Origin of the sequence: Candidatus Planktophila sp., assembly GCF_044232745.1 — a bacterium.
Lineage (GTDB): Bacteria > Actinomycetota > Actinomycetes > Nanopelagicales > Nanopelagicaceae > Planktophila.
Window position 1 is genome coordinate 57131 of record NZ_JBIILI010000001.1, and the last position, 25704, is coordinate 82834.

Consider the following 25704-nt stretch of genomic DNA (forward strand, 5'->3'; position numbering starts at 1 on the left):
CATGAAGATCACTCTTAATCCCAACGCTAAAGATGCGACTACACGTGATGCGTTAGTTGCTGAAGGTGGGTTTGGAAAGTACTACACCGATCATATGGTGATGTGCGAGTGGAGTGAAAAAGATGGTTGGGGAGAGCCTGAGCTAATGCCGTATGGTCCTATTTCTTTGGATCCTGCAACGGCGGTTTTTCATTACGGTCAAGAAATATTTGAAGGCATGAAGGCATACCGTCAACCAGATGGATCAATTGCACTATTTCGCCCAACTGCAAACGCAAAGCGTTTTGCTAATTCGGCCAAAAGATTAGCGCTTCCTGAAATGCCTGTTGAATTATTCATGGAAACAGTTGAAGCACTTGTTGCACAAGATGCCGGCTGGGTTCCAAGCAAAGTGGGCGAGTCCCTCTATATTCGTCCATTCATGATTGCAACAGAGGTTGGGCTTGGGGTTCGGCCAACAAATAAAGCCACATACCTACTAATTGCAACACCAGCAGGTGCTTACTTTGATCCTTCTAAGGCTGTGTCTGTTTGGATTTCAACTGAATATGTCCGAGCTGCACAAGGTGGCACCGGTGAAGCAAAGTGCGGTGGAAATTACGCAGCATCACTTGTTGCGCAAAAAGCTGCGGCCAAAGAAGGATGCGATCAAGTTGTGTGGATCGATGCAAAAGAGCGCAAATGGGTTGAAGAAATGGGCGGTATGAATCTTTACTTTGTAAAAGGTAAAGGTGCTGATGCAACTGTTATCACTCCAAAGCTAACCGGGACGCTGCTTCCAGGAATTACTCGCGATTCAATTTTGTCAGTTGCTGCAGATCTTGGTTATAAAGTTGATGAAGTTATGTTGTCAATCGATGATTGGCGTGAAGGCGTCACATCAGGTGAGATCACTGAAATATTTGCATGCGGTACAGCCGCAGTTGTTTCACCAGTCGGACAGGCAAAGAGTGCTCTGGGAACCTGGGTAACAGGAGATGGACAACCAGGAACAATCACTATGCAGATTCGTAACCACTTACTTGCAATTCAACACGGAACAATTGCAGATAAGCACAACTGGATGAGTGCGGTTAAGTAATGCCAGTTAATGACTCATTCCATATCTATGACACGACTCTGCGCGATGGCGCACAGCAAGAGGGTTTAAATCTCTCTGTTCATGACAAGCTCAATATTGCTCGTCATCTAGATGATCTGGGAGTTGGTTTCATTGAAGGTGGCTGGCCCGGTGCTAATCCAAAAGACACCGAGTTTTTTGCTCTGGCTAAGAAAGAGTTGAAGCTAAAGAATGCGACATTTGTTGCATTCGGCGCAACGCGTCGACCTAATTCAAATGCTGCAGATGACGTTTTGCTTGGTGCATTACGAGACAGCGGGGCGCTTGCTGTAACACTTGTTGCGAAGGCCTTTGACCGCCATGTTGATCTTGCTTTAAAAACTACTCTAGATGAAAACCTTGCAATGATTCGTGACTCAGTCACACACTTGATCCAAGAAGGCCAGCGCGTTTTTCTTGATGCAGAGCACTTCTTTGATGGCTATCGCAGCAACCGCGCATATGCCTTAGAAGTTGTTCGGGTGGCAGCAGAAGCTGGCGCAGATGTTATTGCACTGTGTGACACCAATGGCGGAATGTTGCCGGATGAACTTTCGCAGATTGTTCATGATGTTTTAACAGCAAGCAATGCTCGACTTGGTATTCACTGCCACAATGACACTGGGTGCGCAGTAGCAAATTCCATGGCTGCAGTTGCGGCCGGTGCAACTCATGTGCAAGGAACATTAAATGGTTACGGTGAGCGCACAGGTAATGCTGACCTGGTAACGATTATTGCAAACCTTGAATTAAAGAAGCAGCAGTTAGTGTTGCCAAAGAATGCGTTGCACGAAGCTTTTAGAATTTCACATGCAGTTGCCGAAATTACAAATGTTGCGCCGAGTTCTCGTCAACCTTATGTTGGAGTGTCGGCTTTTGCCCATAAGGCAGGATTGCATGCAAGTGCCATCAAGGTAGATCCATCTTTGTATCAACATGAAGATCCGTCATCAGTCGGAAACGACATGCGCATGTTGGTCTCTGACATGGCAGGCCGTGCTTCAATCGAACTGAAGTCACAAGAACTTGGCGTAGATCTTGGCGGTGACAAAGAACTTATCGGTCGCATTGTTGATCGAGTAAAAGAAATGGAATCACGTGGGTTTACATTTGAAGCAGCAGATGCTTCTTTTGAATTGCTGGTTCATGAGGAAATGTCAGGAAAGCGCCCTTCATTTTTTACAATCAATCACTGGGTTACATCTGTTGAGCGTGCAAACGATGAATCAATTGTTACTAAGGCCGAAGTCACGGTTACTGCAAGTGGTCATGAAATCACATGCAAGGGCGAAGGAAATGGCCCCGTTAACGCATTTGATAATGCGCTGCGAACAGGATTACTGAAGTTGTATCCAGAACTATCTTCATTGGAACTAACTGACTACAAGGTTCGTATTCTGGAAGGCCGTCTAGGCACTGGTGCTGTAACTCGCGTTTTGGTCGAAACAACAGATGGCAAAGGCGAATGGAACACCGTTGGTGTGCACGAAAACGTTATTGCGGCATCTGCCATGGCACTTGAAGATGCGGTGACCTTTGGCCTACTGCGTCAAGGACGTAAGCCCGAGTAAACTTGTGCCGTGAGCGATGATTACGAAAAGCTAGTAGTTGCTTTTACTCGCCACTTAGAAATTGAACGAAACCTTTCAGTTCACACGATTCGTGCTTATCTTGGAGATCTTGAAAGTTTGATTGCACATCTTGAACTGATAGGCGTAAAAAATATTTCGCAATTAGAACTCATTCACCTGCGCTCATGGCTAGCAAACCAGCAAGTCAAAGGGGGAGCACGTACAACATTGTCACGTCGGGCAGTCTCTGTGCGCTTATTTACAAAGTGGGCACTTAAGAATAAGTATCTAGAAAAAGATGTTGCAGCAACGCTGGCCACACCAAAGGGTCATCGCACCTTGCCAGAAGTACTTGAAATTGCAGATGCGAAGATTGCAATGGATTCGCTAGCTACCCGAGCTGCCGAAGAAGAAACACCTGTTTCCTTGCGCGATGTTGCCATGGTTGAAGTTCTTTATGCATCCGGTGCTCGCGTAGCCGAACTGTGTGGATTGGACTTGTCAGACATAGATTATGAACGACAAACTATTCGGGTATTAGGCAAAGGAAATAAGGAACGCACAATTCCATTGGGCAATCCGGCAATGAAAGCACTCAAACTTTGGTTGAAAGATGGTCGTGATTCTCTAAAGAAGACTCAATCCGAAAATGCAGTTTTCCTTGGTGCTCGCGGAAAACGTATTGACCAACGTACAGTTAGAACTGTTGTATACACCGCTTTACAAGCTGTAGAAGGAATTGAGCGAATGGGCCCACATGCTTTGCGACATTCCGCTGCTACTCATTTGCTAGAAGGTGGAGCAGATTTGCGCACAGTGCAAGAAATATTGGGGCACGCTTCTCTTGCGACAACGCAGATTTACACACATGTTTCTACTGAACGCCTTCAGAAGGTGTTCAAGCAAGCACATCCACGCGCATGAGAGCATCTTTAGTTGTAATTCCAACATATAACGAAGCTGAAAGCATCGGCACAATTCTCGACGGGTTAAGGGATTTAGATGTTGATGTATTAGTAATTGATGACGGATCACCCGATGGCACCGCGGATATCGTTAGAAAGCACAATGTCGAAGTTGTGGAACGTCAAAGCAAGCAGGGCTTAGGTAGCGCGTATCGCGCAGGATTTTCAATTGCAATTGAACGTGGTTATACCTACGTCATTGAAATGGATGCCGACGGATCACATCAAATCAGAGATTTAAAAACCATGATGGAGTGGATTGGGTCGGCCGATCTTTTGATTGGTTCTCGTTGGGTTTCTGATGGCTCTATCGAAAACTGGAGCAAATTTCGAGAATACTTATCTAAATCAGCTAACCGATATGCAAATTTGTTGTTGTCACTCGGAGTCAAAGACACAACCTCTGGTTTTAGAATTTACACATCTGCGCTCTTGAAGAAAATGGAAATTTCAACGATTCGAAGCGAGGGATACTGCTTTCAAATTGAGATGACTCGGCGCGCAATTGCGCGCGGGGGATCGATCGCAGAAGTACCTATTACCTTTATCGAAAGAGCCCATGGAAAGAGCAAAATGTCCTTTTCCATCGCTCTAGAAGCCGTTGTTCGCATCACCGCCTGGGGAGCCTTGCGCCTAATTGGGCGGTAATTTTCACGCTCACGCTCAGGTAAGATTTCCCCTGCAGCAACCTTCGGGTTGCTGACATCTCAGCACTCACTGACTTCGGTCGGCATAACCACCTCGGTCCGCAAGCAATTGTGGTCGGTGATTTCGAGTGCGACGGGCCTAACAAATTGTTTGGCCATAAACCGAGCGGGTTTATTGCGCACTGCGCAGAAACCTAAGAAGGAGTATGCCGTCATGGCAGTTGTAACAATGCGAGAGCTCCTCGACAGCGGAGTCCACTTCGGACACCAGACTCGTCGATGGAACCCAAAGATGAAGCGCTTTATTTTCACAGAGCGCAATGGCATCTACATCATCGACATCCAGCAATCACTTGCACTTATCGATTCAGCATATGAATTTGTTAAGGACACAGTTGCTAAGGGTGGCCATGTTTTGTTCGTTGGCACAAAGAAGCAAGCACACATGCCAATCATCAACCACGCTGCACGAGTTGGAATGCCAACAGTGACAGAGCGCTGGTTGGGTGGAATGCTTACTAACTTCCCAACTGTTTACAAGCGTATTCAGCGCCTGAAGGAGCTAGAGGCTCTGGAAGAGAAGAACGATCTACTTCTAACAAAGAAAGAACTTCTTGTTCTTCGCCGCGAACGCGAAAAACTATTTAAGAACCTAGACGGAATTCGTCACATGACTAAGTTGCCTTCAGCAATCTGGGTTGTTGACACAAAGAAAGAACACCTTGCAGTTCAGGAAGCGAAGAAGCTTGGAATTCCTGTTATTGCAATCTTGGATACAAACTGCGATCCAGATGAAGTTGATTACAAGATTCCTGGTAACGATGATGCAATCCGTTCAATCGACTTGCTAACACGCGTTATCACCGATGCAATTGCGGCTGGCCTTAAGGCACGTTCTGCAACTGTAAAGGAAGAGACTAAGTCAGATGCACCAGCAGAAGTTGCTGCGGGCGAGCCTTTGGCTGATTGGGAGAAGGAAATTCTCGATGCACCAGTTGCGACTCCTGTAGCTGAAACACCAACAACTCCGGAGGCATAAATTGGCGAACTACACAGCTGAAGATGTAAAGAAGCTTCGCGAAGCAACTGCAGCAGGAATGCTCGATTGCAAGAAGGCACTTGATGAAGCAGATGGCGACTACGCAAAAGCGCTAGATCTCATTCGTGTTAAGGGACTTAAGGGCGTTACAAAGCGCGAAGGTCGTCTGACATCAAATGGAGCAGTAGTAGCAAAGGTCGAGGGAAACCTTGGTGTGATGCTAGAACTGAACTGCGAAACAGATTTCGTTGCAAAGGGCGAGCGTTTTGTGGCTCTTGCAGATGAGCTACTTGCCCATCTTCAAAACGCACAATCTGATTCAGTCGAAGCATTCTTGGCATCAACAATGGCTAACGGCAGCACAGTTCAGTCAACCGTTGATGATGCAAACGCAACATTGGGCGAGAAGATTGAAGTTCGCCGAATTGCTGTTATCAAGGATTCACCAGTTGGAATTTATTTGCACCGTACAAGCCCAGATCTTCCACCACAGGTTGGTGTATTGGTTGAACTTGTTAAGGATGCAGCTGAAGTTGGCAAGGACATCGCACAGCACATTGCAGCATTTGCGCCGCAGTTTGTTAATCGCGAACAAGTTCCAGCTGACTTAATTGAAAACGAGCGCCGTATCGCAGAAGAGACAGCGCGCGAAGAGGGCAAGCCTGAGGCTGCGCTTTCTAAGATCATCGAAGGCCGAGTGGCTGGCTTTGTTAAGGAAGTTTCCTTGATCGAGCAGTCATTTGCTAAGGATGCAAAAAAGACTGTTAAGCAGATCCTCGATGAGGCGGGAACAGCTGTTAAGGCTTTCCATCGCTTCCGCGTGGGTCAATAAGGACTAGGTCAGATCGCTTAGACTTAGTCTCATAAACCAGAACCAAAAGCCATATATTTAAAAGATTGAGGAGCACTCATGCCCGGTACACGAGGTACGTATCGGAGAGTGCTCCTTAAACTTTCTGGAGAAGTTTTTGGTGGAGCAAAAGGCATCGGTGTTGATCCTGATGTTGTACAAGATATTGCAAAGCAAATCGCTGACGTTGCTCGTAGCGGCGTCCAGGTAGCGATAGTTGTTGGTGGCGGTAATTACTTCCGCGGAGCCGAACTTTCACAGCGCGGAATGGATCGCTCTCGCGCCGATTACATGGGAATGCTTGGCACAGTTATGAACTGTCTAGCGCTCCAAGATTTTCTAGAAAAAGAGGGTGTACAAACACGCGTTCAGACAGCAATCACAATGGGCCAAGTTGCAGAGCCATACATTCCATTACGCGCTATCAGACACCTAGAAAAAGGTCGCGTAGTTATTTTTGGTGCTGGTGCGGGAATGCCATTCTTCACAACTGACACAGTGTCAGCTCAACGCGCCCTTGAAATTGGCGCAGAAGCACTTCTGTTAGCAAAGAGCGGTGTCGATGGCGTTTACAGCGCAGATCCTAAGAAGGATTCGAGTGCAACAAAGTACGACACGATTACATACGATGAAGTTCTTTCAAAGTCACTTGCCGTTGCCGACGCTGCAGCTTTTGCGCTCTGCCGCGAGAATAAGCTTCCGATAGTTATTTTCGATCTAATGGAAAATGGAAACATTGCACGCGCAGTTCGCGGAGAAACAATTGGAACTCTTGTCGCATAAGCGGCAGGTTTGTATTTAGAAGTATTAAGAGGAGCAAGAACCATGGCAGATGTAGCAAGCGCTCTTAAAGACGCTGAAACCAAGATGAACAAGGCGGTTGAAGTAGCAAAAGATGACTTTGCCACTGTTCGTACAGGTCGCGCACACCCATCAATATTTAACAAGGTAATGGTTGATTACTACGGTACCTATACCGCCTTGTCACAACTGGCATCAATTCAAGTTCCTGAGGCACGCATGGCTCTTATTTCTCCATTTGATAAGGGTGCGATGGCATCAATCGAAAAGGCTATTCGGGAATCAGATCTAGGCGTGAATCCCGGCAATGATGGGGTAGTTATTCGAGTTAATTTCCCACAGTTAACTGAAGAACGTCGCAAGGAGTTTATTAAGGTTGTAAAAACTAAGGCCGAAGATTCAAAGATTGCCATGCGCAATATCCGCCGCGCTGCCAAAGAAGCGATGGAAAAGATGGAAAAAGATGGTGATATTGGAAAAGATGATTTAGCACGTGGTGAGAAAGAACTAGAAAAAGTAACTTCAGATCATGTTGCAAAGATTGATGACATGCTCAAGCACAAAGAGGTTGAACTCCTCGAGGTATAAGGGGTTCACATATGTCCGATCTACACTCGATAAACGAAGCGATCAATAAGAAGGCTGGGCGAAAGCTGTTGCCATCTATTGGCGTTGGTTTGTCATTGATCGGACTTGTTTGGTTTGCGCTGTCGTATCAACGTGAGATTTTTGCAATCGTAGTTGCGATTGCAGTTGTTTTAGGATTACGAGAAATTGTCAGAGCTTTTGCTGCTCGTTCAATTGTGATTTCTTTTAATGCATTAACTGTCGCCGCTATTGGGCTTGCCTATGCAGCATGGAACGGAGGCGTTGGTGGACTAGCTGTCGCGACCGCCATCGCTATTCCGCTACTATTGATTCGCGCCCTGATCCAAGGCCCAGAGGGCTTTGTGGCAAAGGCAACTGCAACAACATTTTCTCTCTTGTATTTACCATTTTTAGCAGGCTTCTTAATATTGCTGGCAATTCCAAGCACAGGTTTTCAACGAGTTATGACATTCATGGTCTTAGTTGGATGCAATGACACCTTTGGATACATTGTCGGAGTTTTACTTGGGAAGCACCCACTAGTTCCAACTATTTCCCCAAAGAAAACGTGGGAAGGATTAATCGGTTCAACAGTATTTACAGTTGTTGGAGGATGTTTAGCTTTTAAGTACATCATGGATATGCATTGGTGGATCGGGATTATTGTTGGCTTAATGATTGTTTTTACAGCAACCTGTGGTGACTTAATTGAAAGCGCAATGAAGCGCGATATGAGTTTAAAAGATATGGGAACGCTCTTGCCAGGTCATGGTGGGATGCTGGATCGGCTTGATTCAGTTGTTTTATCCGCTCCTGCAATGTGGTTGGCACTTGAGTTAGTGAAGCATTACTTGTGAGCGGGCAAGTTCCTGAAGTAAAACTGGTTTTTGATGAGCCTGTTCAACGCAAAAAGGCACCCAAGCATTTAGCGGATTTTTCACCTGCCGAACGTAAGGCCTTTGCAAAAGAGCTTGGTTTTGAACCTTTCAGAGCTACACAGGTAGCAACTCATTACTTCAGCCATCTTTCGAGCAATCCCGAAGAGTGGACTGATATTCCGGCAGCAGAGCGTCAAGCAATCGCCGATGCTCTAACGCCACAGATGATTACCTTGGTAACAACTCGCACCACAGATAACGGTATGACCAGAAAAGATTTGTGGAAGCTACACGATGGGGTTTTAGTTGAAAGCGTTTTGATGCGTTACACAGATCGCGTAACTGTTTGCATTTCTTCGCAAGCTGGTTGTGGAATGAATTGCCCATTTTGTGCAACGGGCCAAGCTGGCTTAACTCGAAATTTGTCGGCTGGCGAAATTACAGATCAGATTGTCGCTGCAGCAAGAGCATGTGCCAACGGTGAATTACCTGGTGGGCCCACACGTCTTTCAAACATTGTATTTATGGGTATGGGCGAACCTCTAGCCAACTACAACGCAGTTGTGCGCACATTGCGAAACATAACCGATCCGAACCCCGATGGTCTTGGAATTTCTGCACGTTCTGTGGTTGTCTCAACCGTTGGACTTGTTAACGGAATTGAAAAGCTGATGGATGAAGGCATCAACTGCACATTGGCAGTCTCACTTCACACCCCAGATGACGAACTTCGCGATTCATTAGTTCCTATCAACAATCGATACAACATTCGGGAAGTTCTGGCAGCAGCAGATGCCTATGAGAAGAAAACTGGCCGTCGCTATTCCATCGAATACGCACTAATCAGAGACATAAATGATCAATCGTGGAGATCAGATTTATTGGGACGCTTGCTAAAAAACCGTAATGCCCACGTTAATTTGATTCCACTTAACCCAACACCGGGATCAAAGTGGACCGCGTCGCGTCGCGAGGACGAGGCAGAGTTCGTTCGGATCCTTGAAAGTTATGGTGTCCCAGTAACTGTTCGTGATACCCGAGGCCGCGAAATTGATGGTGCATGCGGGCAGTTAGCAGCGGCTGAGAAAGTTTCTCCTACTAGTTAGAGGGCGCGAGAATTGCTAGGCTCTGGCACATGAAAAAGCTAAGTAACTTCATCAATGGTAAGTCTGTAGAGTCACAATCAGGCGAAACCACAACCCTTGTAAATCCAGCGACAGGGCAACCTTTTGCAACAGCGCCTAACTCAAATGCGGCAGATATTGATGCAGCTTACAAGGCGGCAAGTGATGCATTCCCTGATTGGCGAGATTCAACACCATCTCAGCGCCAACGTGCCTTATTAAAAATTGCCGATGCTATCGAAGAACGTGCTGAAGAGATTATTGCTATTGAATGTGAAAACACAGGTAAGCCTATTTCGCTGACAACAACTGAAGAAGTTCCACCGATGGTTGATCAGATTCGATTCTTTGCAGGTGCTGCACGAAATCTTGAAGGAAAATCTGCAGGCGAATACATGCCTGGCATGACATCAATGATTCGCCGCGAACCTGTTGGAGTTATTGGACAAGTAACACCCTGGAATTACCCAATGATGATGGCTGTTTGGAAATGGGCACCTGCAATTGCAGCTGGCAATACCGTTGTGCTTAAGCCAAGTGACACAACACCTGCTTCAACTGTATGGATGGCTAATTTAATGGCGGAGTTTTTACCAGCAGGAGTTTTCAATGTTGTGTGTGGCGAGCGCGAGACAGGTGCAACACTTGTAAATCACACACGCCCAGACATGGTTGCAATTACGGGATCAGTCGCAGCAGGAATAAAGGTTGCGGAATCTGCTGCAAAGCAATTAAAGCGTGTACACCTTGAACTTGGTGGCAAGGCACCAGTTGTTGTTTTTGCAGATGCAGATTTAGCCGCCGCCGCTGAAGCAATTGCGGTTGCGGGATATTTCAACGCTGGTCAAGATTGCACCGCTGCAACACGTGTGATTGTTCAAGACTCTGTTTATGATCAATTTGTTGCGCTAATTACTGAGCAAGCTAAGCAAGTTGCTATTGGCGCACCTGCCGATGATGATGTTTTCTTAGGACCAGTTAACAACGTTAACCAACTGGCACGAATTACGGATCTTTTGTCCAGAGTCCCAGCACATGCCCAGGTGATGACAGGTGGAAGTGCCTTAGATCGTCCAGGATTCTTCTTCCCGGCTACGGTTGTTGCAGGATTACATCAATCAGATGAGCTGATTCAGAAAGAGATCTTTGGGCCAGTAATTACCGTTCAAAAGTTCACCGATGAGGCCCAAGCTGTGGCTATGGCCAACGGAGTCGAGTACGGCCTTGCTTCAAGTGTGTGGACTACCAACCACGGAACCGCGATGCGTATGGCCAAGGCCTTTGATTTTGGCTGCGTCTGGATTAATACACACATTCCGATCGTTGCCGAAATGCCACATGGCGGCTTCAAGCGTTCGGGATACGGCAAGGATCTCTCAGCATATGGATTTGAGGATTACACCCGAATTAAGCATGTAATGAGTAATCTGGGGGCGTAGTATTTCCCCCTGTTCGACCCATATCTATCAACCCACAACCCACAGAAAGCTTGAGGCTCGGTAATCCGACAACTAGCTTGTGCTTAACCCTTAAGGAGTAAATCAGTATGTCAAAAGAAAGTTCACTCTCACCAGAAGCAAAATCAGTTCTAGGTGCAATGGTTTCTCGTCGCGCGGTACTCGCGGGCGCAGGCGGTTTAGGTGCAGCAGGATTACTTGCTGCATGTGGCGGATCTGATTCTGCAGATGGCGCTAATTCAGTTCGTTGGGGCAACTGGCCTCTGTATCTTGATTATGACGAAGCTACAAAGAAGTACCCAACACTTGATAAGTTCTCAGAGCAAACTGGCATCACAGCGCAGTACTTTGAAGATTACAACGACAACGATGAATTTTATGGAAAGGTCCAAGCCCAGCTTAAGTTGGGAGAGGACATTGGTTACGACGTAGTTACACCAACTGACTGGATGGCTGCACGTTGGATCCGTCTTGGTTACACACAAAAATTTGATGCAGCAAATATTCCTAACAAGTCAAACATTCTAGATTCTCTAGCATCACCTTCTTTTGATGCTAATCGTGAACAGTCTTTGACCTGGCAGGGCATCATGGCTGGCTTTGGTTGGAACACAGAAAAGAATCCAAAGGGCATTCGCACAATTGATGAACTATTTGCACCACAAAACAAGGGCAAGATTGTTGTTCTTTCAGAAATGCGTGACACCATCGGAATCATTCTGTTGTCACAGGGAGTAAATCTGCAGACAGTAACTGAAGATCAGTACATGAACGCAGTTGATTACATGGCTAAGAAGATTAGTGATGGCTGGATTCGTGGCGTAAAGGGTAATGAATACGCTGAAGATCTAACATCTGGTGATGCGACAGCTGTAATTGGCTGGTCTGGCGATATGTTCATCTTGAAGGCTGAAAATGAAGGCAAGTTTGACTTCGCAATTCCAGAGTCAGGCGGAACTATTTCAGGTGATAACTTGATGATTCCTTCGACAGCATCTGCAGAAGGCAAGGCAAGTGCCGAGAAGTTGATCAACTTCTATTACGAGCCAGCAATTGCAGCTGAAGTTGCTGCTTACGTTAACTATGTGTGCCCAGTTAAGGGTGCACAGGCTGAGATGGAAAAGATTGCACCAGAACTAGCGAGCAGCCCATTCATCTTCCCCGATGATGCAATGTCAAAGAGACTTAACGTCTTCCGCTCACTTACCCCAGCAGAAGAAACTTCTTGGACCGAAGCATTCCAGAAGGCCGCCGGCAACTAGTGGCAGACGTTTCATCTGCAACGCATGGAGATTTACGACTAACTCGTATTTCAAAGTCGTACGGAGATTTCACTGCAGTTAATGATTTGTCATTAACGATTCCTGAAGGCTCATTCTTTGCCTTACTTGGGCCTTCAGGATGCGGTAAGACAACAACCTTGCGAATGATTGCAGGGTTGGAGGAGCCAACGGTTGGCAGTATTCATTTGGGAACAACTGATATCACGACTAAGCGTCCATATCAGCGTCCCATTAACACTGTCTTCCAAAACTATGCACTGTTTCCACATTTAACTATTTTTGAAAACATTGCATTTGGGCTACGTCGTCGTGGAATCAAAGATGTGACTGCAGATGTAAACAAAGTTCTGGAACTTGTTGAGCTTCCACACCTTGCTCAGCGCAAACCAACTCAGCTATCTGGTGGGCAGCAACAGCGCATTGCATTAGCTCGCGCAATCGTTAACCGCCCAGCACTGCTTTTGCTCGATGAACCATTGGGTGCGCTAGATCTAAAGCTACGTCGCCAAATGCAGATCGAACTCAAATGGATTCAACGTGAAGTTGGCTTAACTTTCGTTCACGTTACACACGATCAAGAAGAGGCCATGACCATGGCTGACACCATCGCTGTTATGAACGAGGGCGAAATTGAGCAGATGGGATCTCCTGCAGATCTATATGACAACCCAGGCACCGCTTTTGTTGCAAACTTCTTGGGCCAATCAAACCTGATTAAGGGACGCATCGAAGGTACAGATGGAGACAATTTAGTTGTCGATCTATTTGGTCAAAAGATTTCAATGCCAAAGAGCCGGAGCCATGCAGTAGATAAGTCAATGTTCGCCGGAATTCGCCCAGAAAAATTCCGTATTTCACTAGTCGGTACACCTACTCGCGGAAATGTTTTAACTGGTGGTCGGATCGAAGATGTTTCATACATCGGCGTTTCAACGCAGTACCAAGTAACAATGCCTTGGGGACAAGAAGTAATGGTCTTTGAGCAAAATGATGATGGTGTTGCACCATTTGATAAGGGCGATGAGGTTGTAATTTCTTGGGAGCCTAACTTCACTTTTGCTCTGCGCGGCGATGATGATGTCGAAGCTGGACTTGAAGTTAACCCTGAGGAACTAGACGAAGAATGAGCAACGTCTTAGCTAAGGTGAAGTTGCCTTACCTTTTGTTGTTACCAGGATTTTTGTTCCTGTTTACCTTCTTTATTTTGCCTATTGTTAATTTGGCTCAGACTTCAACCCAAACACCAATTGTTGGGGGAGACACCGGTCAATACGAACAGACTTTACAGTTTTCAAATTACATAACTGCCTTTACCGAAAACAAAGAACAATTTGCTCGCTCCTTTGTCTTCGCTTTGTGTGCAACTGTTTTAGCATTAGCAATTGCTTATCCATTGGCCTATGCGATCGCCTTCAAAGCTGGAAAATTGAAGAATTTTCTTTTGGTGCTAGTTGTTGCTCCATTTTTTGTCTCATTCTTACTTCGTACCGTTGCCTGGAAACAGATTTTGGGTGAAGAGGGTTTTGTAGTGCCTACCCTTAGAAACATAGGAATAATCAGCGAAAGCACCACGTTAACTTCAACCTCATTTGCAGTTGTTATGGGTATGACATATAACTTCTTGCCGTTTATGACCTTACCTTTGTATGCATCCTTAGAGCGTATTGATCCACGCACGATGGAAGCCTCGGGGGATCTATACGCAAACGGAATTACCACTTTCCGCAAAGTAACTTTGCCTTTATCTATGCCAGGTGTAGTTGCCGGTACTTTGTTGACCTTTATTCCGGCGGCAGGTGACTATGTAAACGCGGCCATTTTAGGAAGCCCAAACACCAAAATGATCGGAAATGTGATTGAGTCACGGTACTTCAAGATCGTGGATTACCCAACAGCTGCAGCACTTTCTTTCACATTGATGGCTGCAATATTAATTCTTGTGACGGTCTACATTCGCAAAGCCGGAACGGAGGAGTTGGTATGAACAAGCAAAAAGATGCATCGATTCCAACTATCCCCTTAAATGCTCGTTTATCACGGTGGTTTGGCCGTAATCTCATTCGCATCTATGCCGTATTGGGCTTTACCTATCTCTTTATTCCGGTTTTGTATACATTTGCATTTTCTTTTAATGATTCAGGTAAGTCCAACCTAGTATGGAAGGGTTTTACCTTAGATAACTGGAAAAACCCTTGTGGTGCACCGGAAGTATGTACAGCACTTGGTAATTCAATAAAGATTGGCTTACTTGCCACAATCTTTTCCACGATTCTAGGAACCATGATTGCCTTTGCAATTGGTCGATATGCATTCAAGGGACGTTCCTCTTCTAACTTACTAATCTTCTTGCCCATGGCAACACCTGAAATTGTGCTGGGTGCATCATTGCTTTCCTTGTTCTTGGTCTTTCATATCAATCCTGGTTTTTGGCCAACCGTAATTGCACATGTGATGTTTTGTATTTCATTTGTTGTGGTTACCGTAAAGGCACGTATTGCTTCATTAGATCCGCGCTTAGAGCAAGCGGCCATGGATTTGTACGCCAATGAATTTGAAACATTCCGTCGCGTCACTTTGCCTTTAGTCGCACCTGGTATCGCAGCAGCTGCATTACTAGCATTTAGCTTATCTTTTGATGACTTCATCATTACAAACTTTAATTCCGGAACTTTAAAAACCTTCCCTGAATTTGTCTATACATCTGCCGCCCGTGGAATTCCCGCGCAAGCAAATGTGATTGGTTCAGCTATGTTCATCTTGGCCTTACTGATTGTTATAGGCGCTCAATTCGTGGGACGCAGAGTTAAGGTTTCTAAGTGACCAATCACGGCAACATGTATGGCCCCAACTTCACCTTTTTAGGCATTCCCGCCTGTGATTTAGCTGATCCAGCCAGTTATAAAGGCGCAGATGTAATTATTGTTGGCGCACCGATTGATAGCGGAACTTCACATAGATCTGGTGCAAAGTTTGGTCCTCAAGCAATTCGCGGGGGAGATTATCTTCCACATGATGGTTCAAGACCTCACCTTGCATTACGCACAGATGGTTTGAAAGATCTAAAAGTTCTAGACGCTGGTGATTTATTGATGCCTGGTGGCGATCTAGTTGCTTCATTGTCAGTACTTCGCGAAGCAACAGAAAAGATTTCACGGGCAGGAATAATTCCTGTAATCCTGGGTGGAGATCATTCAATTGCATCAGCAGATGTTGCAGGGATTGCAAACCATTTAGGGCGAGGCAAAGTTTCAATGATTCACTTTGATGCCCATGCTGATACCGGCGAAGATCAATTCGGAGCATTAGTTGGTCACGGAACTCCAATGCGCAACCTGATTAATGAGGGTTATGTACGAGGGGATCGTTTCTTACAACTTGGATTACGAGGCTATTGGCCAGAGGATGCAACTCTTAATTGGATGCGCGATCAAGGAATGCGCTCCTACGAAATGACCGAGATTCACCACCGTGGATTAAAAGCTGTGCTTGATGAATCATTTGCAACATTAGTAGATGGCTGCGATGGAGTTTTTCTTTCAGTAGATATTGATGTCGTTGATCCCGGAATGGCGCCCGGAACCGGAACTCCAGAACCTGGAGGAATGACAAGTCGCGAATTATTAGAAGCGGTTCGTCGAATTTGTTTAGAGCTTCCAATTGTGGGAATCGATATTGTTGAAGTGGCTCCGCCCTTTGACACTGCAGACATCACAGCAATTCTGGCTAATCGCGTTGTCCTAGAAGCCCTGAGCGCGATAGCAAAGCGTCGTTCGGGCACACCGTATTCACCAACTCAGAACCTTCTAGACCGATAATCTGCATTTTCTCAAGGTGTCAGCGGTATCGTGCATACTTCAGCTCAACTTCTCACGATAGGTAGTTAATGGAACTTCTTGGAATTCTGGCCTTTGTTGCTGCGCTGCTGCTTTCTGTCATGGTGCATGAATTCGGGCATTACATAACAGCGCGTCGATTCGGGATGTGGGTTTCAGAGTTTTTTGTAGGTTTTGGAAAGAAAATCTGGTCTGTTCAGCGCGGAGAAACAGAGTTTGGCGTCAAAGCAATTCCAGCAGGCGGGTATTGCAAGATCGAGGGAATGTCTCCTAGCGATCAGATGCCTGACGGCGTCGAAGAGCGCGCTTTTTATAAAGCATCGTCAGCCAAAAAATTAGTTGTACTAGGTGCAGGATCATTTCTCCATTTTGTTATTGGTTTTGTTCTTTTGTTCACTCTTTTTGCCGGAATCGGAACTAATCAAGTTCTTCCAGTGATCAGCGAAGTGATTCCAGATTCAGCTGCCCAGGCAGCAGGCATTCGACCGGGGGATGAGGTTCTTTCCATTAATGGCAAGAAGGTCACCGATTGGTACAAAGATGTTGAGGTCATTCGTCAGTCAGAAGGCAAAGAACTGACCCTTGTACTTGATCGAAATGGAGAAGAGATTTCGGTAACCGCCTCAGGACGATTAACCGAGATTGATGGAAGTAAGAGATATGTGCTTGGAATCGTCAATGACATTGGTTTGAAACGTTCAGGCCTGTGGCTTTCCCTTAAGAACTCTGCGATCGTGACTAAAAGCTTTTTAACTGAAAGCGTTAAATCACTTGCAAAATTACCGGAGAAAATCCCAGCGCTGTGGGGTGCAACTGTTCGCGGTGAAGAACGAGATGTTAATGGTTTAGTGGGCGTTGTTGGTGTCGCACGCGTATCTGGTCAAGCCGTTGGCAGCGACAAGCTCGATCCCATGGAGCGTTTAGCTACCTTTGTGTTGATTGTTGCAAGCCTCAATATCTTTGTTGGAATATTTAATCTTCTTCCAATACTTCCACTTGATGGTGGACACATGGCGGTTGCAATTGCAGATGAGATCCGTGCCTTCTTTGCTCGCTTGCGCGGACGACCACGTCCAGCGCCAATCGATGTGACAGTTCTAACCCCAGTGACAATGGTGGTTTTTGTGATTCTTGCATGTTTGACCTTGCTACTTTTGGTTGCAGATGTCATTAATCCCGTGACTCTCAATCTTTAAGCTAGCCAATGAGGCTCTAATTCGGCGGTTTTCCCCTGCGTAGTGCAGAATAAAGCCATGGTTGATCTCGGAATTCCAAGCGCACCTCCTCCAACATTGCATCCTCGCCGCAAGACTCGGCAGATGAAGGTTGGCGCAGTCGGTGTTGGTAGCGATTCACCGGTTTCAGTTCAATCGATGTGCACGACTCTGACAGCAGATGTGAATGCAACATTGCAGCAGATCGCAGAGTTAACCGCCTCTGGCTGTCAGATTGTTCGAGTTGCTGTCCCAAGTCAAGATGACGCAGATGCGCTTGCGCAGATTGCCAAGAAGTCACAGATTCCAGTGATTGCAGATATTCACTTTCAGCCAAAGTACATTTTTGCAGCAATTGATGCTGGTTGTGCTGCGGTGCGTGTTAATCCCGGAAACATTAAGCAATTCGATGACAAGGTAAAAGAAGTCGCAAAGGCTGCAGGTGATGCGGGTATTCCTATCCGAATCGGGGTCAACGCTGGTTCGCTAGATCCACGTTTGCTAGCAAAGTATGGAAAAGCAACACCCGAAGCTTTGGCCGAATCAGCATTGTGGGAAGCATCTTTGTTTGAAGAACATGGTTTTTCAGATATAAAGATTTCTGTAAAGCATCATGATCCTGTAACGATGGTAAACGCCTATCGAATTCTTGCCGCCAAGTGTGATTATCCATTACACCTTGGAGTAACAGAGGCCGGTCCAATTTTCCAAGGCACTATTAAATCTGCAACCGCATTTGGAATTTTGTTAGCTGAAGGAATTGGCGACACAATTCGTGTCTCATTATCAGCACCTCCTGTTGAAGAGGTAAAGGTTGGAATTTCAATTCTAGAATCGCTCAATTTGCGCCAACGTAAATTGGAAATCGTTTCATGCCCTTCATGTGGTCGCGCGCAAGTCGATGTGTATACATTGGCCGAAAAGGTTCAGGCTGGGCTGCAAGGAATGACAGTTCCATTGCGTGTTGCAGTAATGGGCTGTGTTGTTAACGGTCCGGGCGAAGCACGCGAAGCAGATCTTGGTGTTGCATCAGGAAATGGCAAGGGTCAGATATTTGTTAAGGGTCAGGTCATCAAAACTGTGCCAGAGGCACAAATTGTTGAAACTCTTATCGAAGAAGCGATGCGCTTAGCAGAAGAAATGGAAGCCGCCGGAGTTGCTTCAGGGCAACCTTCAGTTGATGTTCGGTAGGGTTCGCTCATGTTGAAAATGTCTACGCTATTTTTGCGTACTCTTCGCGACGACCCAGCAGATGCCGAGGTTGCAAGTCATAAGTTGTTAGTGCGTGCAGGTTATGTGCGCCGAATTGCAGCAGGTATTTATTCATGGCTGCCACTTGGCGTAATTACGCTTCGAAACGTAGAACGCGTTATTCGCGAAGAAATGGATAACGCTGGATTTCAAGAGGTTAACTTTCCGGCTCTATTGCCACGTGAAGCGTACGAAACAACTAATCGTTGGGAAGAGTACGGTCCAGCACTGTTTCGTTTACAAGATCGCAAGGGTGGGGATTACCTACTAGGTCCAACTCACGAAGAGATGTTCACCTTGATGGTTAAGGGCGAATACTCCTCCTACAAAGATCTGCCATTAAGCATTTATCAGATTCAAACAAAGTTCCGTGATGAAGCCCGTCCACGCAGCGGAATTATCCGTGGCCGAGAGTTCGTCATGAAGGATTCTTATTCATTTGATATTGATGATGCTGGGCTTGAAGTGTCATACCAAAACCATCGCGACGCGTATGTAAAAACCTTTGATCGTCTTGGAATGAAATACAATATTGTTAAGGCTGTATCAGGTGCCATGGGTGGATCTAAATCTGAAGAGTTCTTAGCTCCTTGTTCTACAGGTGAGGACACTTATGTTCTTTGCCCAAGTTGTGGATTTGCCGCAAATGTTGAAGCAATGGTTACCAAGGTCGATGCCGAAGATTTTTCAAATACTCCAGTACTAGAAGATTTTGATTCTCCTAATACACCAACGATTGATTCCTTAGTTGAGCTGCTCAATACAAAGTTTGGTGGGGGATTTACCGGAGCTAACACACTTAAAAATGTGATGCTGATGGCAGATAACAAGGCTGTATCAGTCTTAGTCCCTGGCGATCGCGAAGTTGATTTAAAGCGGTTCCAAGAAAACCTTGGCGGAATTCATGAGCTTCGAGTATTTGAAGATGCAGATTTTGCAAAGTTCCCAGGACTTGTTAAGGGATACATCGGACCACAAGATGCCAAGAAATCTGGCATCACTGTTTACGCCGATCCACGTGTAGCACCAGGAACTTCATGGGTAACGGGTGCAAACAAAAAGGATCGACATGCGCGAAATGTAGTTAATGGTCGTGACTTCACACCTGATGCTTATGTCGAAGCTGCCGAAGTGCGCGCAGGAGATGCATGTCCAGAGTGCGCAACACCAGTTGTTATTGATCGCGCTATTGAAATCGGCCACATCTTCCAGCTAGGACGCAAGTATGCAGAAGCACTTAATTTGACGGTTCTTGATCACAATGGAAAATCTCAAATTGTGACAATGGGATCCTATGGAATCGGAGTTACGCGCGCGGTTGCTGCCATTGCTGAGCAAACTCATGATGAAATCGGACTTAACTGGCCGGCTGAATTAGCCCCTGCCAAGGTGCACATTGTTGCTGCCGGTAAGGATGATCTGTTATTTGAAACAGCGCTAAAGCTGGGCACAGATTTAGAAGCACAGGGAATATCAGTCATGCTAGATGATCGTCGCGATGCAAGCCCAGGTGTGAAGTTTAAGGATGCCGAGTTAATTGGAAACCCAATCATTGTTGTTGTGGGCAAGGCCTTAGCTGAAGGAAATGTTGAAGTTCGTGTTCGCAAGAGCGGTGACAAAAAAGAGGTTGCGCTTGCAAGTGCTGTAATTTCGATCGCAGAGCTTCTTAAGTAATCGTGTTTCACGATTTAACAATTGCAACAGCGCTCTTCCTTTTAGCCGCGTCCTTCTTTGCAGGATTTATAGATTCAATTGCAGGTGGTGGCGGTTTAATTCAGCTACCTGCATTATTAATTGGTCTGCCAAAGTCTGATACTGCAGAAGTACTAGGCACCAATAAGTTGTCGTCAATTTTTGGAACGACGACGGCAGCGGCGCTATACAGAAAACAAATTAAGCCAGATCCAAAGGTATTGATTGCAATGGGACTGCCTGCCTTGCTTGGTTCTGCAGGGGGAGCGATGCTTGCCTCAAGGATTCCAACAAGCAGCATGCGGCCGATGGTTTTAGTACTTTTGATTGTTGTTGCAGTTTATACATGGTTCAAACCTGATTTGGGAAAGTTTGAAAACTTACGTCATCTACCAAAACGCAGAGTGCAAATCGCTGCTCTAGCAGGCGTCATCATCGGTTTCTACGATGGAATCTTTGGTCCAGGAACTGGATCATTTTTAATGCTGATTCTGGTTGCTTCACTGGGGTATGCCTTCATCACCGCCTCTGCAATTGCAAAGGTAGTTAATGTCGCCACAAATGTGGGTGCGATTATGGTTTTTGGAATCAATGGTGCTGTGATTTGGCAGATCGGCATCATCATGGGAGTTGCAAACATTTCGGGTGCAGTAATCGGGGCACGTTTGGCCATCAAGGGTGGCTCAACCTTGGTGCGTAAAGTCTTCTTAATTGTTACGGTGGCGTTGATCGTTAAGGTAGGAATTGCAACCTTCTAATTGTTCGCGTTACAATTAGGACACAACTTAATAGAAAGAAGAATTTGATGGCCCTTAAGGATTCAATCGCCGATGCAATTCGACCTGCTGTAGAAAACGCGGGTTTCTTTCTAGAAGATGTCTTTACCAGTAATCCCGGCAATCACCGCATTGTCACCTGCATGATTGATGGGTTACAACCACTTAGCCTTGATGAAGTAACAGTTGTTAGCCGTGAAATTTCAGCAATTCTTGATGAGTCACCATTACTGACTGAAGCTTTCACTCTAGAAGTCACATCACCCGGAATCGAGCGTCCACTTACTTTGCCTCGTCACTGGACGAAGAATCTGACAAGAATTGTTAAAGCAACACTCAATGATGACACTGAAGTTTCAGGACGCTTAACTGAGTTTGATGAAGTCAGAGCAATTTTGATTGAAAACATTAAAGGTCGCATGAAGACTCACGAAGTTGCCTTTGCAGATATTAAACGCGCACACGTTGAGATCGAATTCAATCGTAAGGATGAGATCTAATGCATGTAGAGATGTCAGCATTAGCTGCCCTAACAACTGAAAAAGATATTCATCTTGAAGAGCTTATTTATGCGATCGAGGTTGCTGTTCTTGGCGCTTACAATCAAACAGAAACAGCCAAGCGTCATGCCAGAGCACATCTAGACCGCGAAACTGGTGAGATATCGATCTTGGTCCCAATCTTTGGTGAAGACGGAACTCGCGTTAGCGAAGAGGCTGATTCACCTGATGGTTTTTCACGTGTTGCAACATCGACTGCGCGCCAAATAATTAAGTTAAAGATGCGCGAAACCAATGATGCCGAAATCGTTGGAGAGTTCACAGCATCGGTCGGCGATGTTATTTCAGGTGTTGTACAACAGGGGCGCGATCCCAAGATGATTAACGTCAATCTTGGTCGTGTTGAAGGTCGCATCCCGCCACAGGAACAAGTGCCGGGTGAGGTTTATAACCACGGAGACCGGATTAAGTGTTTTGTGGTTGAAGTTAAGCAGGGGTTAAAGGGACCTGAAATTATGTTGTCTCGTTCGCACCCAGCACTTGTTAAACAATTATTTGCATTTGAAGTTCCAGAAATTAACGATCGCATTGTTGAAATCATGGCTGTTGCACGCGAGGCAGGACATCGCACAAAACTTGCCGTTAAAACACATCGCGCAGGTGTGAGTCCAAAAGGATCATTGATTGGCCCAATGGGTTCTCGTGCACGTGCGGTGATGGATGAATTACATGGAGAAAAGATTGACATTGTTGATTGGTCTGAAGATCCAGCAGAGTTTGTTGCCGCAGCACTTGCTCCGGCAAAGGTGAGTTCGGTTGAAATCACCGATCTTGCAACGCGCAGTGCAAAGGTGATTGTTCCGGATTACCAGCTGTCATTGGCCATCGGAAAGGATGGGCAGAACGCTCGCCTGGCTGCACGATTGACTGGCTGGCGTATCGATATTCATCCAGACACAGTTGTACCCGCTGCCACAGACGCAGTTATCTAAATTAGGACTGAGGGGCAGAGTTTGGGTACCATGAGCCAGTTGGATTCACAGTTTCCGGTACGTAGCTGCATTGGCTGCCGAAAGAAGGCGAACCCATCAGCGTTAATTCGAGTGGTTTTGATAGCTGGAAAAGTAATTCCAGATATCAAAGGCGGTGCTCCAGGTCGGGGCGCTTGGCTTCACAAGAAATGCGCAGAAGGTGCGATAAGTCGAGGCGCTTTTCGTTTTGCTCTTAAAAGAAATAATAAGGAGCACGATGAGGCGATCGATGTATCAGAACTTCTGAAGTTTCTTGAAAGTTAGTTCGGATAGATGAATTACTAATGAAAATGACTTACAACGAATGGATATGAAAGATATGAAACTCAAATGAGCTCGTTAGAACTATGAGGTCGTTCAACTAAGGCTTGCATTTGAGAAAATGCGGGCCAAGACAGGAGAAATGTGTCAAAGGTCCGCGTACATGAGTTGGCAAAACAACTCGGTATGGAGAGCAAGGTTGTCCTTGCAAAACTCCAAGAAATGGGCGAGTTTGTTCGCTCCGCATCATCAACAGTAGAGGCACCCGTTGTCCGTAAGTTGATTGAAATGTATCCCGATGCAAAACCGGTCGAGGAAAAGAAGCCTGTCAAAAAGGCTGCTGCTAAGAAAGCTGCAGCAAAGCCAAAGGGTGAAGTCAGTGCTGAACAAGCCGCCGAACTTGCAGCCGAACTTGGCGTGGACATCGAAGCGCTAAAGCTTGAACAAGCAAAATCGATTGCTAATAAAGAGGAAGCTGCAAAGCATGAAGCAGCCGACCGTGCAGCCGACCGTGCAACTGAAAGTGCTTCTCCTGCAACACCAGCAGCACCTGCACCACGTCCAGGTAACAATCCATTTTCAACAGGTGGCGCAGTTCCGCGTCCACCACGTCCAGGAAACAATCCATTTTCAACAGGTGGCGCAGTTCCGCGTCCACCACAGCGACCTACTGGTCAAGGTGCGCCGCGTCCAGGAATGGCGGGATCACGTCCCGGTTCAGTTCGTCCAGGATTTGCAGCACGTCCAGGTGCACCACGCACCGGTGGTCCATCGACTGGTGCAGGTTTTCCACCGCGTACTGGTGGCGCACCATCATCATCGCCTTATAAATCAAACACACCAGGTACTGGTGGTGCAACTGCCGGTGGTCCGCAACGTCCAGGTGGCGGTCGTCCACCACAACGTGGTGGCGCAGGTGGCGCATTCGGTAAGAATGCAAGTAAGAAATCAGGTCGCAAACAAAAGTCACGTAAGGCATTACGCGATGAGTTCGACAATATGCAGGCACCACAACTTGGTGGCGCAGTTGTTCCTCACGGTGATGGCAAGACGCCTATTCGTATGCGTCGGGGAGCTTCATTGGCAGATTTCGCAGACAAGATTGGTGCAGATCCAGCAGCATTAGTTGCAGCACTGTTTCACCTTGGTGAAATGGTTACAGCAACGCAATCTGTGGATGCCGATACCTTTGAAATTCTTGGTGTTCAACTTGGCTACAACATTGAAATTGTTAGCCCTGAAGATGAAGACCGTGAATTACTACAAGACTTCGACATCGACTTAGCTGGCGAACTCGATGATCTAGATCCAGAATCACTGGTAGCACGTCCACCAGTTGTAACGGTTATGGGTCACGTTGACCACGGTAAGACATCACTTCTGGATGCAATTCGCAAATCTGAAGTCATGAAGGGTGAAGCAGGCGGAATTACCCAGCACATCGGTGCCTACCAAATTCACCATGATCACGATGGCACTAACCGTGCGATTACATTTATCGATACACCAGGTCACGAAGCGTTTACCGCAATGCGTGCTCGTGGTGCCAAGGTAACTGATATCGCTGTTCTAGTTGTTGCCGCTGATGATGGAATCATGCCTCAGACAATTGAAGCGCTAAATCACGCACAAGCAGCAGATGTTCCAATCGTTGTTGCTGTTAACAAGGTTGATAAAGAGGGTGCAAACCCAGACAAGGTTCGCCAACAGCTAACTGAGTACAACTTGATTGCTGAAGAGTACGGCGGAGACACAATCTTCGTAAACGTTTCTGCAAAGGCTGGCATCGGTATTGATCAATTAATCGATTCAATTTTGCTTACAGCAGATGCTGCAATTGATCTTCGCGCAGTTGCCGATGATGATGCTCGTGGTGTTGCTATTGAAGCTCACCTTGACCGTGGTCGTGGTCCAGTTGCAACAGTTCTTGTGCAACGCGGAACCTTAAAAATTGGTGATGCAATCGTTGCCGGTAGTGCATTTGGTCGCGTTCGTGCGATGTTGGATGAAAATGGAGACAACGTTGCTGTTGCCGGTCCATCTCGTCCAGTTCAGGTACTTGGATTCACATCTGTTCCAAGTGCTGGCGACACATTCCTTGTTGCTGATGAAGACCGTACTGCGCGTCAGATTGCTGAAAAGCGTCAAGCAGCAGAACGCAACGCACAGCTTGCTAAGGCTCGCAAGAAGGTTTCATTGGAAGACTTCATGGAGCAATCCAAGATTTCTACACTTAACCTGATTCTTAAGGGTGACGTTTCTGGTTCTGTTGAAGCGCTAGAAGATGCATTGATGCAGTTGGATGTTGGCGCCGAAGTTGATCTTCGCGTTATTCACCGCGGTGTTGGTGCAATCACTAAGAGCGATATTACTTTGGCATCTGCCTCAACTGCAGTTGTGATCGGCTTTAACGTTAAGCCAGAACCACAAACTGCGATTTATGCAGATCAAGAAGGCGTTGAAGTTCGTTTCTACTCAGTTATTTACAATGCAATTGAAGAGATCGAATTATCCCTCAAGGGACTGCTTAAGCCTGAGTTCGAAGAATCGATCATCGGTAGCGCAGAAGTCCGAGAGATCTTTAAATCTTCAAAGGCTGGAAATATTGCTGGTTCTGTCGTTAAGGATGGAATCATTCGTCGTAATGCAAAGGCACGAATTTTGCGTAACGGCACAGTCTTGGTTGATAACCTCACAATTGATTCGCTCAAGCGATTCAAGGATGATGCCACCGAAGTCCGTGAAGGATTTGAGTGCGGTATTGGCCTTGGCAACATGAAGGAGATCGCACAGGGCGACATCATTCAGTGCTTTGAGATGGTTGAGAAAAAGCGAGCATAAGCA

The 25704-nt window shown here is 46.2% G+C and carries 24 protein-coding genes; all 24 read left to right on the top strand.

Annotated elements, in window-relative coordinates:
• Position 1 precedes the first annotated feature (1 nt).
• The 24 genes from AC9UGD_RS00285 to infB all read left to right on the top strand — a co-directional run bounded on the left by AC9UGD_RS00285 (position 2) and on the right by infB (position 25701).
• On the top strand, positions 2 to 1081 hold the full coding sequence (locus AC9UGD_RS00285) for a branched-chain amino acid aminotransferase (protein ID WP_509568055.1): 1080 nt from the start codon (positions 2 to 4) through the stop codon (positions 1079 to 1081).
• Complete coding sequence (gene cimA / locus AC9UGD_RS00290) at positions 1081 to 2670, top strand: citramalate synthase (RefSeq protein ID WP_509568057.1); 1590 nt, start codon at positions 1081 to 1083, stop codon at positions 2668 to 2670. The genes AC9UGD_RS00285 and cimA overlap by 1 nt, the downstream gene beginning before the upstream one ends.
• A gap of 9 nt (positions 2671 to 2679) precedes the next feature.
• Positions 2680 to 3594 (top strand): tyrosine recombinase XerC, encoded by a 915-nt coding sequence (locus AC9UGD_RS00295; protein ID WP_509568059.1) that lies wholly within the window; start codon positions 2680 to 2682, stop codon positions 3592 to 3594.
• Positions 3591 to 4283: a polyprenol monophosphomannose synthase gene (locus tag AC9UGD_RS00300; protein ID WP_509568061.1), complete on the top strand. Its 693-nt coding sequence runs from the start codon at positions 3591 to 3593 to the stop codon at positions 4281 to 4283. The genes AC9UGD_RS00295 and AC9UGD_RS00300 overlap by 4 nt, the downstream gene beginning before the upstream one ends.
• A 213-nt stretch (positions 4284 to 4496) precedes the next feature.
• Positions 4497 to 5321 (top strand): 30S ribosomal protein S2, encoded by an 825-nt coding sequence (gene rpsB, locus AC9UGD_RS00305; protein ID WP_509568063.1) that lies wholly within the window; start codon positions 4497 to 4499, stop codon positions 5319 to 5321.
• A gap of 1 nt (position 5322) precedes the next feature.
• Positions 5323 to 6153: a translation elongation factor Ts gene (gene tsf, locus AC9UGD_RS00310; protein ID WP_509568065.1), complete on the top strand. Its 831-nt coding sequence runs from the start codon at positions 5323 to 5325 to the stop codon at positions 6151 to 6153.
• Positions 6154 to 6231: 78 nt separating this feature from the next.
• Complete coding sequence (gene pyrH / locus AC9UGD_RS00315) at positions 6232 to 6954, top strand: UMP kinase (protein WP_509568067.1); 723 nt, start codon at positions 6232 to 6234, stop codon at positions 6952 to 6954.
• A gap of 42 nt (positions 6955 to 6996) precedes the next feature.
• Positions 6997 to 7560 carry a ribosome recycling factor gene (frr, locus tag AC9UGD_RS00320; RefSeq protein WP_509568069.1) on the top strand — a complete coding sequence of 188 codons (564 nt, stop codon included), beginning with the start codon at positions 6997 to 6999 and terminating at the stop codon, positions 7558 to 7560.
• Between the two features lie 11 nt (positions 7561 to 7571).
• Positions 7572 to 8417 (top strand): phosphatidate cytidylyltransferase, encoded by an 846-nt coding sequence (locus AC9UGD_RS00325; RefSeq protein WP_509568071.1) that lies wholly within the window; start codon positions 7572 to 7574, stop codon positions 8415 to 8417.
• Positions 8414 to 9544: a dual-specificity RNA methyltransferase RlmN gene (gene rlmN, locus AC9UGD_RS00330; protein WP_509568073.1), complete on the top strand. Its 1131-nt coding sequence runs from the start codon at positions 8414 to 8416 to the stop codon at positions 9542 to 9544. The genes AC9UGD_RS00325 and rlmN overlap by 4 nt, the downstream gene beginning before the upstream one ends.
• Positions 9545 to 9573: 29 nt before the next feature.
• On the top strand, positions 9574 to 11001 hold the full coding sequence (locus AC9UGD_RS00335) for a gamma-aminobutyraldehyde dehydrogenase (RefSeq protein WP_509568075.1): 1428 nt from the start codon (positions 9574 to 9576) through the stop codon (positions 10999 to 11001).
• Positions 11002 to 11108: 107 nt separating this feature from the next.
• Positions 11109 to 12281, top strand: a complete 1173-nt coding sequence (locus AC9UGD_RS00340; RefSeq protein ID WP_509568077.1) for an ABC transporter substrate-binding protein — start codon at positions 11109 to 11111, stop codon at positions 12279 to 12281.
• Positions 12281 to 13429, top strand: coding sequence for an ABC transporter ATP-binding protein (locus AC9UGD_RS00345; protein ID WP_509568079.1), 1149 nt, complete (start codon positions 12281 to 12283; stop codon positions 13427 to 13429). The genes AC9UGD_RS00340 and AC9UGD_RS00345 overlap by 1 nt, the downstream gene beginning before the upstream one ends.
• On the top strand, positions 13426 to 14286 hold the full coding sequence (locus tag AC9UGD_RS00350) for an ABC transporter permease (RefSeq protein WP_509568081.1): 861 nt from the start codon (positions 13426 to 13428) through the stop codon (positions 14284 to 14286). The genes AC9UGD_RS00345 and AC9UGD_RS00350 overlap by 4 nt, the downstream gene beginning before the upstream one ends.
• Positions 14283 to 15122 (top strand): ABC transporter permease, encoded by an 840-nt coding sequence (locus AC9UGD_RS00355; protein WP_509568083.1) that lies wholly within the window; start codon positions 14283 to 14285, stop codon positions 15120 to 15122. Before AC9UGD_RS00350 ends, AC9UGD_RS00355 begins: the two co-directional genes overlap by 4 nt.
• Complete coding sequence (gene speB / locus AC9UGD_RS00360; RefSeq protein ID WP_509568085.1) at positions 15119 to 16117, top strand: agmatinase; 999 nt, start codon at positions 15119 to 15121, stop codon at positions 16115 to 16117. The genes AC9UGD_RS00355 and speB overlap by 4 nt, the downstream gene beginning before the upstream one ends.
• Positions 16118 to 16185: 68 nt before the next feature.
• On the top strand, positions 16186 to 17331 hold the full coding sequence (locus AC9UGD_RS00365) for a M50 family metallopeptidase (RefSeq protein WP_509568087.1): 1146 nt from the start codon (positions 16186 to 16188) through the stop codon (positions 17329 to 17331).
• A gap of 57 nt (positions 17332 to 17388) precedes the next feature.
• Positions 17389 to 18540, top strand: a complete 1152-nt coding sequence (gene ispG / locus AC9UGD_RS00370; RefSeq protein ID WP_509568089.1) for a flavodoxin-dependent (E)-4-hydroxy-3-methylbut-2-enyl-diphosphate synthase — start codon at positions 17389 to 17391, stop codon at positions 18538 to 18540.
• A gap of 9 nt (positions 18541 to 18549) precedes the next feature.
• A complete protein-coding gene (locus tag AC9UGD_RS00375; RefSeq protein WP_509568091.1) occupies positions 18550 to 20274 on the top strand; it encodes a proline--tRNA ligase in 1725 nt (574 codons plus the stop codon).
• A gap of 2 nt (positions 20275 to 20276) precedes the next feature.
• A complete protein-coding gene (locus AC9UGD_RS00380) occupies positions 20277 to 21050 on the top strand; it encodes a sulfite exporter TauE/SafE family protein (RefSeq protein WP_509568093.1) in 774 nt (257 codons plus the stop codon).
• A 47-nt stretch (positions 21051 to 21097) separates the two neighbouring features.
• Entirely contained in the window at positions 21098 to 21568 is a 471-nt protein-coding gene (gene rimP, locus AC9UGD_RS00385) for a ribosome maturation factor RimP (protein ID WP_509568095.1), read from the top strand.
• Complete coding sequence (gene nusA / locus AC9UGD_RS00390) at positions 21568 to 22560, top strand: transcription termination factor NusA (protein ID WP_509568097.1); 993 nt, start codon at positions 21568 to 21570, stop codon at positions 22558 to 22560. The genes rimP and nusA overlap by 1 nt, the downstream gene beginning before the upstream one ends.
• 30 nt (positions 22561 to 22590) lie before the next feature.
• Positions 22591 to 22863, top strand: coding sequence for a YlxR family protein (locus tag AC9UGD_RS00395; protein WP_509568098.1), 273 nt, complete (start codon positions 22591 to 22593; stop codon positions 22861 to 22863).
• Positions 22864 to 23004: 141 nt separating this feature from the next.
• Positions 23005 to 25701 (top strand): translation initiation factor IF-2, encoded by a 2697-nt coding sequence (gene infB, locus AC9UGD_RS00400; RefSeq protein ID WP_509568100.1) that lies wholly within the window; start codon positions 23005 to 23007, stop codon positions 25699 to 25701.
• The last annotated feature ends 3 nt before the right edge of the window (positions 25702 to 25704 follow it).

What these genes read in the sequence shown, in the direction of transcription:
- AC9UGD_RS00285 (WP_509568055.1), top strand. Translation starts at nt 2, where the DNA reads ATGAAGATCACTCTTAATCCCAACGCTAAAGATGCGACTACACGTGAT.
- cimA (WP_509568057.1), top strand. Translation starts at nt 1,081, where the DNA reads ATGCCAGTTAATGACTCATTCCATATCTATGACACGACTCTGCGCGAT.
- AC9UGD_RS00300 (WP_509568061.1), top strand. Translation starts at nt 3,591, where the DNA reads ATGAGAGCATCTTTAGTTGTAATTCCAACATATAACGAAGCTGAAAGC.
- rpsB (WP_509568063.1), top strand. Translation starts at nt 4,497, where the DNA reads ATGGCAGTTGTAACAATGCGAGAGCTCCTCGACAGCGGAGTCCACTTC.
- pyrH (WP_509568067.1), top strand. Translation starts at nt 6,232, where the DNA reads ATGCCCGGTACACGAGGTACGTATCGGAGAGTGCTCCTTAAACTTTCT.
- frr (WP_509568069.1), top strand. Translation starts at nt 6,997, where the DNA reads ATGGCAGATGTAGCAAGCGCTCTTAAAGACGCTGAAACCAAGATGAAC.
- AC9UGD_RS00325 (WP_509568071.1), top strand. Translation starts at nt 7,572, where the DNA reads ATGTCCGATCTACACTCGATAAACGAAGCGATCAATAAGAAGGCTGGG.
- AC9UGD_RS00335 (WP_509568075.1), top strand. Translation starts at nt 9,574, where the DNA reads ATGAAAAAGCTAAGTAACTTCATCAATGGTAAGTCTGTAGAGTCACAA.
- AC9UGD_RS00340 (WP_509568077.1), top strand. Translation starts at nt 11,109, where the DNA reads ATGTCAAAAGAAAGTTCACTCTCACCAGAAGCAAAATCAGTTCTAGGT.
- AC9UGD_RS00350 (WP_509568081.1), top strand. Translation starts at nt 13,426, where the DNA reads ATGAGCAACGTCTTAGCTAAGGTGAAGTTGCCTTACCTTTTGTTGTTA.
- AC9UGD_RS00355 (WP_509568083.1), top strand. Translation starts at nt 14,283, where the DNA reads ATGAACAAGCAAAAAGATGCATCGATTCCAACTATCCCCTTAAATGCT.
- AC9UGD_RS00365 (WP_509568087.1), top strand. Translation starts at nt 16,186, where the DNA reads ATGGAACTTCTTGGAATTCTGGCCTTTGTTGCTGCGCTGCTGCTTTCT.
- ispG (WP_509568089.1), top strand. Translation starts at nt 17,389, where the DNA reads ATGGTTGATCTCGGAATTCCAAGCGCACCTCCTCCAACATTGCATCCT.
- AC9UGD_RS00375 (WP_509568091.1), top strand. Translation starts at nt 18,550, where the DNA reads ATGTTGAAAATGTCTACGCTATTTTTGCGTACTCTTCGCGACGACCCA.
- rimP (WP_509568095.1), top strand. Translation starts at nt 21,098, where the DNA reads ATGGCCCTTAAGGATTCAATCGCCGATGCAATTCGACCTGCTGTAGAA.
- nusA (WP_509568097.1), top strand. Translation starts at nt 21,568, where the DNA reads ATGCATGTAGAGATGTCAGCATTAGCTGCCCTAACAACTGAAAAAGAT.
- AC9UGD_RS00395 (WP_509568098.1), top strand. Translation starts at nt 22,591, where the DNA reads ATGAGCCAGTTGGATTCACAGTTTCCGGTACGTAGCTGCATTGGCTGC.